8 protein-coding genes are annotated in these 13789 nt (G+C 45.5%); 2 read left to right on the top strand and 6 right to left on the bottom strand.

Going from position 1 to position 13789, the window contains the following annotated elements:
- The first annotated feature begins 217 nt into the window (after positions 1 to 217).
- Both ACRD7A_RS02860 and ACRD7A_RS02865 read left to right on the top strand, forming a co-directional pair.
- Positions 218 to 2062 carry a sulfatase-like hydrolase/transferase gene (locus tag ACRD7A_RS02860; protein WP_430809842.1) on the top strand — a complete coding sequence of 615 codons (1845 nt, stop codon included), beginning with the start codon at positions 218 to 220 and terminating at the stop codon, positions 2060 to 2062.
- A 46-nt stretch (positions 2063 to 2108) separates the two neighbouring features.
- Positions 2109 to 4541, top strand: coding sequence for an ABC transporter substrate-binding protein (locus ACRD7A_RS02865; protein WP_430809843.1), 2433 nt, complete (start codon positions 2109 to 2111; stop codon positions 4539 to 4541).
- A 91-nt stretch (positions 4542 to 4632) separates the two neighbouring features.
- On the opposite strand, the gene trkA is transcribed toward ACRD7A_RS02865, so the two are convergent.
- From trkA to asnB, 6 genes are all read right to left on the bottom strand, one after another.
- The gene (gene trkA, locus ACRD7A_RS02870) at positions 4633 to 5973 is read right to left on the bottom strand and encodes a Trk system potassium transporter TrkA (RefSeq protein ID WP_430809844.1); all 1341 of its coding nucleotides are present in this window, start codon (positions 5971 to 5973) and stop codon (positions 4633 to 4635) included.
- Positions 5974 to 6069: 96 nt separating this feature from the next.
- Entirely contained in the window at positions 6070 to 8148 is a 2079-nt protein-coding gene (locus tag ACRD7A_RS02875; protein ID WP_430809845.1) for a ComEC/Rec2 family competence protein, read from the bottom strand.
- A gap of 85 nt (positions 8149 to 8233) precedes the next feature.
- On the bottom strand, positions 8234 to 9247 hold the full coding sequence (locus ACRD7A_RS02880) for a sugar transferase (RefSeq protein ID WP_430809846.1): 1014 nt from the start codon (positions 9245 to 9247) through the stop codon (positions 8234 to 8236).
- A 96-nt stretch (positions 9248 to 9343) separates the two neighbouring features.
- A complete protein-coding gene (locus ACRD7A_RS02885; RefSeq protein ID WP_430809847.1) occupies positions 9344 to 10807 on the bottom strand; it encodes a class I adenylate-forming enzyme family protein in 1464 nt (487 codons plus the stop codon).
- A 6-nt stretch (positions 10808 to 10813) separates the two neighbouring features.
- On the bottom strand, positions 10814 to 11797 hold the full coding sequence (gene nadE, locus ACRD7A_RS02890; RefSeq protein ID WP_430809848.1) for an NAD(+) synthase: 984 nt from the start codon (positions 11795 to 11797) through the stop codon (positions 10814 to 10816).
- Between the two features lie 10 nt (positions 11798 to 11807).
- Entirely contained in the window at positions 11808 to 13781 is a 1974-nt protein-coding gene (asnB, locus tag ACRD7A_RS02895) for an asparagine synthase (glutamine-hydrolyzing) (protein WP_430809849.1), read from the bottom strand.
- Between the last annotated feature and the right edge of the window lie 8 nt (positions 13782 to 13789).

Genomic DNA, 13789 nt, shown 5'->3' on the forward strand with positions numbered 1-13789 from the left:
CATCTTAATAGCCACCTCACCTGGTAAGATGCGATCCAAAAAATCCTTGTCGGAGATAACCCAAAGGATGTTTTAAAGGACAGTTCTCTACCACAAGACACTTATAAGAACCGTTCCATAGTTTGATCTGAACATCACTCCCTTTTTCTGAACCAAAATGTAGCCGCTAATTGCAGCATAAGGTGTATTTTTATCTTGAACAAAAAACCTCAGTGATATGATGCCTTACGTCTTGGTTCTCTTAGCCATTACCACCTGCTTATTTTCAAGCGAAGCCAGCCTTAAAAAAGACAAGCAACCCAACGTTATTGTAATACTAACCGATGACCAAGGTAGTATTGATATGAATTGCTACGGCGCCAATGATCTGTACACCCCCAACATGGATGCGCTGGCAGAATCAGGTGTGCGCTTTACCCAATTTTATGTAGCGGCACCGGTGTGTTCGCCTTCACGGGCTTCTATGCTTACCGGTCAGAATCCGCACCAGGCAGGCTTGCCCGGTAACGCCTCGTCGCAGGAAGGTCATGCCGGCATGCCGGGTGAACAAATCACCATTGCCGAGCTGATGAAAACGCGCGGCTATCAAACTGCCCATATCGGTAAATGGCACATTGGATACACACCAGCCACCCGACCCCGGGCACAAGGCTTCGACTACACCTTCGGCCACATGGGCGGTTGCATTGACAATTACTCTCACTTCTTTTACTGGAATGGCCCCAACCGCCACGACTTATGGGAAAATGGTGAGGAAGTGTGGCACGACGGCGAATACTTTGGAGATTTAATGGCACAAAAAGCCGATGAATATATTGCCGAGCATAAAAAAGAGCCCTTCTTTATATATTATGCCATTAACATGCCGCACTACCCGCTGCAGCCCAAGCAAAAATGGCGCAAACACTATCAACATCTGGATATGCCCCGCCGCGATTACGCCGCATTTGTTTCCACAATCGACGACTACATCGGTCGCCTGCTGACCACCCTCGACGAGCATGGACTGCGCGATAACACCATTGTGATTTTACAATCGGATCATGGACATAGTAACGAGACTCGCACCTTTGGTGGCGGCGGTAATGCCGGACCGTTCCGCGGATCAAAATTTTCGCTTTTCGAAGGTGGCATACGTGTGCCGGCTATTATCAGTTATCCCAACAAAATCAAAGGGGCACAAACACGCCATCAGATGGCCTTTAATATCGACTGGCTTCCAACCCTTGCCGATTACTGTCAACTTGAAGCATTGCCCGGGCATATTGAAGGCAAAAGCCTGCGCCCCATCATTGAAAAGAACGCTCCTAGCCAACACCAGCAATTCATCTGGAAAAGCGGTGGCAGCTGGGCTATCCGACAAGGAGACTGGAAACTGTTGGGCTATCCCCAGGATCATAGCGGTAAAGGCGAGCTGGATCCGGACAAGGACCTGTTGTTTTTGGTTAACCTGGCAACAGACAGTACAGAAATGACCAACCTGGCGGCTGACTACCCGGATAAGGTGGAAGATCTTCAGGCTGCCTACCTGCAATGGCCCTATGCCTCGCCCGATGATATACCCAAAAAGCGTCAACGCCTTGTGCACAGAGCAATTGATAAACCGGCGACCCTGATCAATGCACCTCACCCCAAACACAGCGCAACGGGGGCTGCATCACTTCTGGATGGCGAAACAGGCACCCGCTTTTACACCGATGGCTATTGGGTCGGCTTTGAAGGAGAGGATGCCATACTGGTCATCGATTTTGAAAAACCGGTTACCTGGAATGAAGTACGTGTTGGTGCCATGCACAACCCCGAATCGTGGATTTTCCTTCCTAAAGCCATTGAAGTAAGCTGGTCCGATGACGGGCAGAGTTTTTCACAACCCATTGTACTACCGGTAAATACACCGACTAAACCGCAAAATCACACCATTAAACGCTTTAGCATTCAGCAGGAGGATATACATGCCCGTTACTTAAAGGTTCACGTTAAAAACATGGGCATCTGCCCGGACTGGCACACCGGAAAAGGCCATAAAGCCTGGCTCTTTATAGACGAGGTAAGTGTTTACTAAAAAAATTGTATATTCAGTCTTTAAAATGTGGAAGATAGGCTGATTGATGAGACATATAATTAAGCTACTGCTATTAATTCAACTTTTTTTTGCCGTACCAACATACGGAGCCACAGCTGCCCTGGATACGGTGGTACTACAACTGAAATGGAAACACCAGTTTCAATTTGCCGGTTTCTATGCTGCCGTTGAAAGGGGATATTATCGCGAGGCAGGTCTGTTTCTTAAATTAATAGAGGGAAATACAGAAGGTAATTATATTGATGAAGTAATATCGGGCCGCGCACACTTTGCCATTGAGTCATCAAATCTATTAATTGCTCGTAACAATGGAACACCTGTGGTAGCCCTGGCGGCTATCTTTCAACACTCGCCCGAAGTAATAATAACCCGAAAAGACAATGATATACGCTATCCGGGCGACCTGAAAGACAAACGCATCACATTTAGCGGAAATAAGTTGGCTGCGCCAAGGGCATTATTAAACAAATTTAATATTCCGGAAGAAAACATCAGCTACAGCTCTGCCTCAGGTCATCTCAACGACCTGATGGAAGACAAAACTGATGCCTTTGCCACATATATCACCAGCTCCCCCTACCTGCTTGAGAAAGCAGGCGTTGAACCAATGATTTTCGATCCCAGAGACTATGGTATTGACCTTTATGGCGATATCCTCTTTACCTCTCAAACCATGGTAGAGCAGCACAATAAAGTCACAAAAAAATTTGTTGATGCCTCCCTAAAAGGATGGATTTATGCCATGAACAATAAACACGAACTCATCGATATCATACTTAACAAATACGATCCGAGTCTTTCTCGTGAGTTACTTGTTTATGAATCAAAGATGATGGAGCAGTTGGTGATGCCCAGGCTTATTGAACCAGGGCATATGAATACCGAGCGCTGGCACGCCATTGCCCGATCCATGATGGAAATAGGCCTGCTAAAACCTCTCTACAGCCTCGATGGCTTTCTGTATGAAGACTATCAGCTGCGTGATGCCCATCGCACTCAAAAAACTCTTTACATACTGCTTGCCATTGTAGTGGCCTCGCTAATAACCATTTTTGTATTTTTCCTATTTAATCAGCGGCTGAAAAAAGCCGTAATGCAACGCACTCTTGAGCTTTCACGCGCCAACGATAATTTAAAAAAGGAAATCAAACACCGCCAACGCACACATGCCCACCTCACACTAAGCGAAGAACGTTTCAAATTACTATTTGAAGACTCACCCATATCACTGTGGGAAGAGGATTTTAGCGTCACCAAGCAAATGATTGACCAATTACAAACAGATGGCATAAGTGATGTAGAACAATACATCCGAACGAACCATGACTTCCTGCGCCGATGTGCCCATAGTGTGCGCATCAACAATATCAACAAGGCCACGGTACAGTATCTGGAAGCTGGCAGCAAAGAACGTATTCTAGAACATGTGGATGACGTACTAAGCGATGAGGCCCTGCAGAATTTTGCCGAAGAATTGATTTGTTTTTATAAAGGGCAATACCTTTACGAGACGGAATCGGAACAATATACCTTTAAGGGGAATAAAATACATGTTTCGGTAACAGTGAAAATACCCAACGGATACGAAAAAAATTGGGACAAGGTAATCGTATCATTAATTGATGTTACCGACCTGAAACGCACCACCAACGACCTGAAGTTTACAGAGATACTTCTGAGACAACAAAACGAAGCTCTTAAAGGTATTAACGAAGAGCTAAAAAAGGCCAAGCTGAAAGCTGAGGAGAGCGACCGCCTGAAAACTGCCTTCCTGTCGAATATGAGCCATGAAATACGCACGCCCATGAATGGTATCGTGGGTTTCACAGACCTGTTGAAACATCAGCCGCTTAATGCAGAGGAACGCAAGCGCTACCTAAATATCATTGAAGAAAACTCACAACAACTACTACGCATTATCTCAGATATCATAGACATCTCTAAAATTGAGGCTGCACAACTAAAAATAGCAAAAAGCGAGGTTAATATTAAGCATCTTTTTGAATCATTACTGGATGTTTTTCAACTCCGCATTGCACGCCTTTCAAAAAATTCTTTGCAGTGTCGCTTCCATATCGATGAGCGCCTTGACATTGAAACACTGACGCTACATACTGATTTGACGCGCCTGCGTCAAATACTAACCAACCTGCTGGAAAATGCCGTAAAATTTACTGAGCATGGAATCGTTGAGTTTGGCCTTTATCCCACAGCCAATGAGCCATCACTTACTTTTTATGTGAAAGATACTGGCGTGGGGATTAAAGAGGCACGCGTGGAACAAATATTCGATCGCTTTTTCAGAGAAGAAGAGCGCTTTGGTGCCAACCTGGGCGGCACAGGCTTGGGCCTCTCCATCGCCAAGAACCTGGTTGAGCTGCTGGGCGGCAAAATAATGGTGGAAAGCCTGCCCGGTGAGGGTGCCAAGTTTTACTTCACGCACCCACATAAATTCTAACACCCACCAGACTTCATATTAGAAAAAAATAGCCCGCTGCGAATTGTAGAATATGCGCCACAGGTTAAACAAAAAAAGATCTCTAGGGTACTTAACTGAACATCTTCTCAATCTTCACAAAGCTGGAGGGCATAGCAAATAACACCACCTTATCGTGAGGCTCAATTACTGTATCACCGCTGGCAATAATCGCCTGCTCGCCTCGTATAACACCACCCACATTAACATCTTTAGGAAGACTTAGCTTGCGCAATGAGCCCTTGGTAATTTTAGAGCCGGGCTGCGCCACCAGCTCCAGCACCTCGGCATCAGTAGCTGTCAGACACTTCACATGCGACACATGCGCCCGCAAGGTATAACGATAGATATGGCTGGCCGATATCAGCTTTTTATTCACCAAGGTGCCAATGCCAATATTCTCAGCCAGATCGATGTAATCAATATTCTCCACCTCGGCCACCGTTTTTTTAACACCCATCTTCTTTGCCAGCTGACACGCCAGTATGTTCACCTCCGAGTTACCCGTTACGGCTACAAAGGCATCCATCTTTTTTATGCCCTCATCCTTTAATAACTCAAGGTTGCGTCCATCACCATTAATCACCAAAGTGTCGGCCAATACATCGGCCAGGCGTGCTGCCTTCTCTTTATCTATTTCTATGAGTTTAATGCTATACTGCCGCTCCAGCTTCTCAGCAACTTTTTTGCCAATACGGCTACCACCCAATATCATCACATTCTTAATGTCAAACTGCTTCTTACCGGCATCTTTCATCACCTGCTTAACAGCCGATTTAGTGGTAATCACATACACCAGGTCATTGTGCTGAAGCGTATCTTTACCCCGCGGAATAATGGTTTCACCACCCCGGTTAATAGCCACAATATTATACTCCTGCTTTTCGTACATCGAGGAAATGTACGCCAGTGTTTTATTAACGATAGGGGCGTTATCACGTACTTTTAAAGCAAACATAACCAGCTTACTACCTGTAAACTCATACATCTGACGCGTACCCACCTGCTTAAGCGAGGCAAAGACCTCCTCCGAAGCCAATTGTTCGGGATAAATCAACTCATCGATACCCAGCTTACCAAAGAACTCTTTGTTTTCCGCCATCAGATATTCGTGGTTGTTCACCCTTGCCACAGTAGTTTTAGCACCCAACTGCTTGGCCAGTATGCACGACAGAATACTCATATCCTGATAGGGAGGCACTGCTACAAATAAATCACATGATTTTACGTTTGCTTCACGCAGGTCTTCAATGGATGAAATACTCCCTACAATGGTCATCAGATCGAAGTGAGAGTCAATTTGTTTTAACTTCTCCTCCTCCTCATCCATCAGGATGACATCATGATTGGCTGAACATAGCATCTTTGCCAAATGGGTTCCTACCTCCCCTGCTCCTGCAATAAATATCCTCATAGCCTAGCGTGTTGTTTGTGTGTTGAGATAAATGACAATAAGACCGCAAATTAATAGATAATAAGGCTAATCCTCAAAATAAAAACGCATAATTAATTACCTGTGTTTTGCCGCTGTCAATAAAAAAGCACCCTCTTCATATACATCGTGCAGATAATCAAGCGTCATAGCCGATTGAGCATACCACTTGCGTTGATACCATTTCCATCCGGTGGGGATAATAATTAGCCTTGTATGTACCGTTTTAAGCACTTCATCCAAACTCATCCGTGGCTGCCCCATCAAAACCAGGTAATCAACCTGCACAGCCTGCTTTGATAATGACCATTGTGCGTTAGCCGGCAGCAGTACCATACTCTTGCCGCCGGGGTTTAATACTGGCGGTGGTTTATTGTTTGTAGCATCAATTATAGAAAAGGAGTAAGTGGCTGGTGCCCCGTATCGAGCCCACACCCCCTTAAAAGCAAACTCAATATCCTTATCGCTGATAATGCCATCGGCGTAAATAATATTCTGCTGCTGAGTAAAGTAATTAACCACACTTTTATCACGTACCTTAGCGATGTAAACCACTTCAGCTGGTTGGTAATAAGCACGCAGGTGAAAACTGAACAAGAAGGCGATGAGCATTATTGTGAGATACTTGAGATAACGCAGAAAACGATAATCGCTGTACAGCAGAAAAAGAATGAGGAAACCATAGAAAAGATACATCTGCCAACGATCGATATACAAATTGGTGAGGGATGAAAAAGGTAGCCGATCCACACTCAGTGCCACGCCCTCGATGTAGGTCAGTAAATCGCCCAACGCAGGTATCATCAGCTTCAGGCAGACATCGCAGAAGGAAAACAAAGAACTCAGCACGGCCAGTATAAGAATAGGCGTTACTACAGGAATTAATAAGAGGTTGGTAAGCATAAAGTATAACGGAAACTCATTAAAGGTATGAATACTTAGCGGCAAAGTACCCACCTGAGCCGCCAGAGAAACTGCCGCGATGGACCACAACCAGCGAAAAGGAGGAAAACGAAAATAGAACCACTTGTTTATTTTTGGATAGAAACTAACGATGGACGCCACGGCACAGTGGCTTAACCAAAAGCCCACATTATAAACCGACAAGGGTTCTATCAGAAGAATAATAAACATGGAGGCGCCCAGCAGATTAAAAATCCCCGTTTTCTGCCTGGAAATACGTCCCACCTCTAATATGGTAAACATAAGCCCGGAACGCAGTACCGACGGGGAAAAGCCGGTTATTAGAGCATAAAACCAAAGACAAAAAATAATGAACAGCGCAACCCAGCCACTATCCTTCGGTATGCCCAAGGCGCCAATTCCTCCAACCAATAAAAGATAGATAATCCCGACGTGCAAACCACTGACGGCCAAGAGATGCATAGCCCCGGCATCGGAGAAGGCACTCTTTTGCTCGTAACTAAGCCGACTTTTATCACCCAGATACAGGGCATTCAGCAGGGCTCCCTGTGCTTCATCCAGTCCTGCCTCAACGTAACGCTTCCGCAGGTAATTCTTTACCCGCTCGCTGATAATTATAGGAGTAGGTAAGGTATCGTCATCATAAAGCTTTGCTTCGCGGGCAACGAAACGAAAGGCAATACGCTGATTCTTCAGGTATTGGCTGTAATCAAAATCGAAAGGACCATCGGGTGGTGTAAAAGGCAGAAAACGACCCGACAAATAAAGTCGCTGACCACTTACAATGTTCAAAGTGTCATGCAACTTGGAAATATAAACAATGCCCTTCATGCCCTGCCGGATGCCGAGCGTATCATTGGCACACTGATGTGCCCGCACCTCGTATTTGTTATTTTTCGCACTGCTGCCTATGCCTGACAGCACCCTTACATCCATGGCACACGCCTCGTTTACCGACACCTGAACAGGTTGCCGCAGTTGAGCGTAAAAAGCCGCCAGGGACACATACATCAGCACGCCCGCAATGCCTGACAGATGCCGATACTTATAAACCGCATGTTTCCGCTGCCAGATAACAATAAAGCAGTAAGCGCCGAAAGTAAGCAGCGAAAGGATCAAGAAATGCGACAGTGACAAATAAGGAGCGATGTAAAATCCCATTAACAGTGCAAGCACCAAACGCATAAAGGGCGACTTCCTAAAGAAGATGGAAAGCTGGGATAACATGTACATCAAGTTAGTACATTAGCCAAAAATACGCAAGTACAACAAAGGCGAAAACAATTACTTATCACCCCTTTAGCGGCATCAGATAATTTTATGCACTCTTAATTTTACCCCTTAAAATATTGCTGACCGCCATGAAAAAATATCGTACATCGGTTAGAAAGGGAGACTTACTTTTCTCGGCCATATAAATGCGTTCGGCTTCAATATTACCCTCACTATCCGGCATGTTAAGCGCCACATAAGGCGGAATACATCCGGGCTTAAACTTTACCCGTTGCTCCTGCACATCACGCGGCAATTCCTTGAAACGAGCAGAACTTAAGGGACGTACGCCTACAATAGCCAGCTCCCCTTTTAATACATTAATGAGCTGTGGCAATTCATCCAACCAGTATTTACGAAAAAATCTCCCCCACCGAACCAGACGAAAGTCATTGGCCGGCTTGCCCGCAGCATTGTAGCCATTGAGCTTAACCACATAATCCTGCAGGTACTCCGAAAAAGGATGCATGGTTCTGAGTTTATACACCTTCACTACTTGCTTATGAAGACCTATGCGCTGCAAACCAATTACCCAGCCATGTTTATCATCACACAGCTGCGCTTCACTGGTTTTCATGGCACAATAATAGAGAAGACCGTTAATAAAACGGTGCTCAATAAGTTCAAAGCCTGCCTGAGCAATACGCCCCAAAGCCTCGGCTCTGGCATACCTGGGTGTATTCGGATACCTTTGGTTGTTTGCAAATCCAGGTTTTCTTGGCATTATAGTATCTGTTTCATCAATCAGGCAGCAGCCAATGTACATCCCTGAGTCGGGCAAACCGCAATTCAGATGATAAAGATATTGCTCACTAGCATCGAGAGGATGCAAATCAATAAGCACCTGCACCTGCTTGGCATGCCACTCAAAAGCGTTATCCGATTCATTGGAAGGTATAATATGCGCATTGCCAGCATAAGGCGAGATATTCTGTGTAATAAACCTACAAACGTCCACTCCTACTTGCTGCAACAGTGCTTCGCAAGGAAATTTGCTTTTCTGTTCAGGCATCGGGGAATGGTCAGTAATGCTTTGCAATAACTCAGTCTGTTTTGTCATACAATCTTGCTTCACTGTAATGATATAAAAATTATATATAACACTGAAAACTAATTGATAACAGGGCTATTTTTCTACATTAACTAACAAAAAAAGCTATTTTTCGACTTTCACCTTTTTACCGGCTGCATTAAAATTCAAGCGTTGAGTAAACTCAAAAATCTGTGGTATCTTATAACTAACCAGCTGTTGTGCACAATGCATTTTTAAAGCAGATTCGGTGACTTTATCATCATCGGGATTAATCACTACGGTGGCCTTGATGGCTTCGCCCAGCACAATATCCTCCTGAGCTGAAATGGTACAATCCACCACTCCATCAAGCCCCACAATCACCGCTTCAATCTCCTTGGGACTCACGCGACGCCCCCCCACTTTGATAATTTCCTTTTTACGAGCCGCATGATAGATAAAACCATCAGCATCTACCCGGGCCAGATCACCTGTGTAAAGCCAACCATCACGTAGGGTGTGCGCAGTTTCTTCCGGATCCTGATAGTAGCCCAGCATTACATTATCACCCTGTGCTATTATTTCGCCCACCTCATCTTCCGCAACAGATTCACCTTGTTCATTCACCACTTTTAATGTCACATCGGGTATCCCTTTTCCCAAAGAGCCCAGCTTATCCTTTAAACGATCCGGTGGAAGATAAGATAAGCGAGCGGTAGCCTCTGTCTGCCCATACATTACATAGAATAAAATGTTTGGCTGATGCTTTTGAAACTCCTCAATAAAAGCCGTATGCAGCTTACCACCCGCCTGTGTCACATAACGCAATGCCGGAAAACTTGAATTTTTAAAGGCATCAGTCTTGCGCAATAGTATCTGAAAATGACTGGGCACCCCCGCAAAACCGGTACATCGATATTTCATTAAATCCTCAATGACAGAGTTGAGTAGTATAAAAGTGTTATTAAGTACAATTGCCCCTCCCACCTTCAGATGCGTGTGCAAGAGCGATAAGCCATAACAGTAAAAAAAAGGCAATACCACCTCCATCACATCTGCACTTGTGAGATGCAGGTAATCGATGATGGATTGTGTATTGGCCATGATATTACGATGTGAAATCATCACACCTTTTGGCAAAGCCGTAGAGCCGGAGGTAAATATAATTTGTGCAAGCTTATCATTACCAACCTTACCGGACTGCCAGGGCACATGGGATTCTGCTTTTAATAATTCATCCAGATTGGGTTCTGTTAACACCTGCCTTAGGTCTGGCTTGATACGTGCTTCCACCTGACGCGATAAAACTGCATATTGGGCTCCACAACGCATGATAATATCCTCAAAACCCGCCTTTTCAAGCTGCGGATTAAGGGGCACCACCACATTACCCGATTTCATAATGGCCAGGTAGCTTATTACTGAATAATGGCTATTGGGCATCATCAAAATAATATTGTTGCCGGTGCCCACCGCTTGTTCGAACCACGCGCTCAGCTTGGCTACCCCATCGGCCAAGTCGCGGTAGGACAATGAAGAACCTCGTCCCAAAATAAAATTATCAGATCTTTCCGTGTGCTCTTGCAATAGATAATCAACACAATTCATATACGATCAGTTATAGTTGTGGATGGGTGGTCGTCGCAGATAGTCTGTGGTTCTTTTCTTACGCTCAAAATTTCGGAAAATGCGCTCAATATCTAGGCGTTCCTTACCCATCACCGATGCTACTTCTTCGGGCTGGTAACCATTCTCCCAGGCATACCACAGTAAATCCATCGCTTCAAAAGGCATTTGATAGAAGAACTCCTCCTGGGTCTGTTCGGCGCTGTAGGTGTCGGTGGTTGGCGTTCGTTCGATAATCTCGCGGGGCACTCCCAGGGCATGCGCCAACTCATACACCTGTGTTTTATACAAATCACCAATGGGCATCACATCAGCCCCTCCATCGCCGTACTTCACAAAAAATCCCTGCTGCACCTCATGCTTATTGGGTGTTCCTATCACTGCATAATGGCGTGCTTCTGCGTGATAGTAGAGCATGGTCATGCGGCTACGCTGCTTAAAGTTAGAAGCTGCCACAATCTGAAGATATTCGGCCATGGGCAGGCGCTCGCTCTGCTCCCTTCCATCAGCAAAAATGACGGTAAGGTAAAACACAGGTGGCAGGTTAGAGTTAATAAATTCTTCCGGAATGACAATCTTCATCTTGTCGCTATCCGGATTATAACTGGGTATCACTCGCTTAACAGCTTCATCGCGCCGTTGGTAACAGGCAAAGCCATCCAAAGCAGCGCTGATGTTCTCTTCCACCACTTCAATCCCAAACTTATTCGCCAACTTAAGTGCAAAGGCTTTGCTATCGCCACTGGAATCCTTTTCAGGCAGCATTACCCCCAAAACCTTATCGGCACCAAAGGCCTTTACTGCCAAAGCCAATGTTACCGATGAATCGATGCCACCGCTAATGCCCACAACAGCTCCCTGCCTTCGTAACACACGAGTTACATCATTTTTAAGACGTTCAACAATATGGTTGATGGTAGCCTGAACATCATTGATTTTTATGAGATCTTTTGAAAAAACGGGTTTGGTCATATTTAGAATATTAATAGGTTACCTTTTCTTTATTGCGAACAATGCCACGCAGCACACTCCCTTCATCAGATGGCTTAAAATCGGCAATATACTTATCGTGCAAAATTTGGGTGGATAACACAGCCATTAGCGCCATATTATCCTGCTCGGCCACATCACGGCTCTGGCTGATACGGATCAATAAAGCACCCACCTTCTGAGGATTAAAGAGTTGTGCCGCACGAATACTATCCGGATTCAAATATTCATCAATCAATACCTTATTGCGAAGTAAAGCCTGCGCTATGGGCGCACGGTAGGCCTGTTTAGAACGCTTCAACACAGCCTCAGGGAGCTGTTGAGCCATCATCTGCTTAAGCACATATTTCTCGTTGAGCCCCTTCAACTTAAAGTTATCAGGCAGAGAAGCACAAAACTCAGCCACACGATGATCAAGAAACGGATAACGCCCTTCCACCGAATTGGCCATGGCCATACGATCGCCTTGTGAAGACAACAGATAGCCCGACATGAACAGGCGTGACTCAATGGCCTGAGCCTTTTCCAAAGCCGTGTAATTTTGAAACTCACCCTCCAATTGCTCTGCCATCTTTTCAACTGGATTATATCCATCCAGGGTCTCCAACAAGGAAGGGTGTAACAGTTTGGTAAGCTGCGTGCCATTTTTCCAGCGCAACAAATGTGAATATACCGGTGATTGCGTCTCGCCCAGTCGGTAGGCAAAGAAGAGCTTTAGCATCATGGGACTTGCATTGGCCAGTTGTGGAATATAAGGATATAGCTTCTTCAGTAACAGGGGGCGAATGACCGACTGCGGCTGACGCGCCCAAAAATGGCGGATCAAAGTTTCCTTAAAGATATTATAGCCGCCCAGCAGCTCATCAGCTCCTTCGCCTGTCAGCACCACTTTAATACCCTGCCGGCGCACAAGACCCGACAGCAACATCATGGGGATGGGGGCAGTGCGCAAAATGGGCGCTTCTGCATGATACACGGCTTGAGGCAGCCAATTGGCAATGTCCTCATTGGTACAGGTCACATGCTCATGACGTGTCTTTAAAAATGAAGCCACTTTATTCTGATAGGCCGATTCATCGTATTGGGCATCCTCAAAGCAGATGGAGAAAGTATTCAGCACCGAAGGATCTATCTCCTTCACCAAGGCGGTTGTAACGCTCGAGTCAAGTCCGCCACTGAGATAGGCAGCCACCTGTACATCAGCACGCAAGCGCAGAGAAATACTACTTTTCAATAAGCTACGCAATTCCTCAGCCGCCTCATTCACAGTGCCTTTAAAACCCTGATGACCTAAAGAATACTGCCAATACGACGCTTTTGTTATGCTGCCTTGGTCAAAAGAAAGGTAATGCCCGGGCGGCAACTCATAAATGCCCTCAAAAAACGTATTGGGTGACTGTGGTGCCCAATGCACAAAGCTTTCCTTAAGGGCGGCATAGTTAATACTGCGAGCCACATTTGGATGACTTAGCAAACATTTTATCTCCGAGGCAAATATCAGTTCATCACCCTGTTGCGTATAGTACAAGGGGCGAATACCGAAACGGTCACGCGCCAAGAAAAGAATTTTTTTACGCTCGTCCCATATCGCAAAGGCAAACTGACCGTTTAATGCCTGTAAACAATCAGCACCATATTCCTCATACATGTGCAGCACGACCTCAGTATCGCAATTTGTACGAAAACGATGTCCTTTTTTGCGCAGTTCATCACGCAGTTCCGGATGATTATATACTTCGCCATTATAGGCAATCCATAAACTACCTTCCTGATTACACAAGGGCTGTTGTCCGCTTCCTAAGTCCACAATACTCAGGCGCACATTGCCCATGCCACACTGGGGTGAAATATATAGACCCGTTTCATCGGGCCCGCGATGCTGTATGCGGGTCAACATAGTGTTGAGCAGGCGCTCATGTTGCACTGCCTCTCCCTTATAATTGGTGAAACCTACAATACCACACATAGCTATTT

It is taken from the genome of Carboxylicivirga longa (genome assembly GCF_050589825.1).
In the GTDB taxonomy this organism is placed as follows: Bacteria; Bacteroidota; Bacteroidia; order Bacteroidales; family Marinilabiliaceae; genus Carboxylicivirga; species Carboxylicivirga longa.

What these genes read in the sequence shown, in the direction of transcription:
- asnB (WP_430809849.1), bottom strand. Translation starts at nt 13,781, where the DNA reads ATGTGTGGTATTGTAGGTTTCACCAATTATAAGGGAGAGGCAGTGCAA.
- ACRD7A_RS02860 (WP_430809842.1), top strand. Translation starts at nt 218, where the DNA reads ATGATGCCTTACGTCTTGGTTCTCTTAGCCATTACCACCTGCTTATTT.
- ACRD7A_RS02875 (WP_430809845.1), bottom strand. Translation starts at nt 8,148, where the DNA reads ATGTACATGTTATCCCAGCTTTCCATCTTCTTTAGGAAGTCGCCCTTT.
- trkA (WP_430809844.1), bottom strand. Translation starts at nt 5,973, where the DNA reads ATGAGGATATTTATTGCAGGAGCAGGGGAGGTAGGAACCCATTTGGCA.
- nadE (WP_430809848.1), bottom strand. Translation starts at nt 11,797, where the DNA reads ATGACCAAACCCGTTTTTTCAAAAGATCTCATAAAAATCAATGATGTT.
- ACRD7A_RS02885 (WP_430809847.1), bottom strand. Translation starts at nt 10,807, where the DNA reads ATGAATTGTGTTGATTATCTATTGCAAGAGCACACGGAAAGATCTGAT.
- ACRD7A_RS02865 (WP_430809843.1), top strand. Translation starts at nt 2,109, where the DNA reads ATGAGACATATAATTAAGCTACTGCTATTAATTCAACTTTTTTTTGCC.
- ACRD7A_RS02880 (WP_430809846.1), bottom strand. Translation starts at nt 9,247, where the DNA reads ATGACAAAACAGACTGAGTTATTGCAAAGCATTACTGACCATTCCCCG.